The sequence below is a fragment of the Vibrio sp. 1978 genome (assembly GCF_033344345.1).
The window spans coordinates 1-1,133 of the sequence record NZ_JAWPOP010000134.1; the positions used below are offsets into that span (position 1 = coordinate 1).

General features: G+C 42.5%; 1 protein-coding gene. It reads right to left on the minus strand.

Translation table 11 applies throughout. The features are described 5' to 3' along the window. Positions 1–550 (minus strand): efflux RND transporter periplasmic adaptor subunit (locus R8N49_RS25030; RefSeq protein WP_318190199.1); only part of this gene is annotated, 550 nt, incomplete at its 3' end. Positions 551–1,133: the final 583 nt, after the last annotated feature.

The window sequence follows — 1,133 nt, forward strand, 5'->3', positions numbered from 1 at the left end:
CTCGGCAGTCTTCCAAGCCGCGATTTGCACGTTTGAGAGCGGCTTGAGCAGACTTCACTTGCGCTTGCGCGCTAAGCACCTGAGGTTTACGCAAGTACAGATCGGTTACTTGCTTGTCGCTAAGTTTCTTCGCTTGGCGTTTCGCCACTTCCGCTTTTGCTTGTTCTTCAATTAACGATGCTCGAGCACTAGCCAGACCCGCTTCAGCTTGAAGTACGGCCGCTTCATAATTATCGCTTTCTATCGTAAATAGCACTTCCCCACGCTTCACGATGCCACCGGTTACAAAATTAGGGTGCCAACTGATCACTTCACCGCTGACTTGAGCAGAAAGGTGTGTTTTTTCGAATGGAACCAATTCGCCATGGCTGGTAATCACGACTTTATGGTCAGTAGGAAAAAGAGAAGAGGCTCGAACTGTGGGTTCGGTTATGGTTTCTTTTGTTGACTCTTTCTCCGGTGCTGTCGCTGCAATCGCGGCATATCCAGCGTAAGATCCGCCGACGACAACGAAGGGTAAAAGCCAACGTACTATGGGTTTTGCTAACATCAAAAATCCTTTTTTATTGTTGTATTCAGCCGAATGCTCTTGTTGGTTTTTCAACCTAAATGCGACATCAAAAAGCATAATGCTCAATGAGTTAGCAAGTACTCCCTGTGAGCAATCGGTGAGTTCATTGCATCTGAAATAGACGAAGATATTTGTACTTCTGTAGCGACTAACAACATGGTGTGTGGCCGTTACATCATTCAACTAACTTGAAACGAAATCATGCAGTTCAAGGCTAGGAACCCGTGTTCGTTGCCTGCTTGCTGAGGCCAATTTCAAGTAAAGTAAGAGAGCTGCGTTTTTCTGTGGTGACTAGCCACAAATAACCGTCTATTCAAAGCCAATAAAATTAACAAAAAATTAACCAGTTCCGCAAGTTGTGCTGACTTACTTCTTTTGTCTCTAGGCAAACGCTGTGCCAAACATTTACCTCAATAAATTCATATGGTTATATATTTCAATTGATTTATTACAGAGCGCTATTGGTTATTATCGCCAAATATTAGTGATAATGACCAATACAACAAGAAACATAAGTAAAATAAATGATTTTGTGCGCCATAAAAATAAACTGAAATTAGGA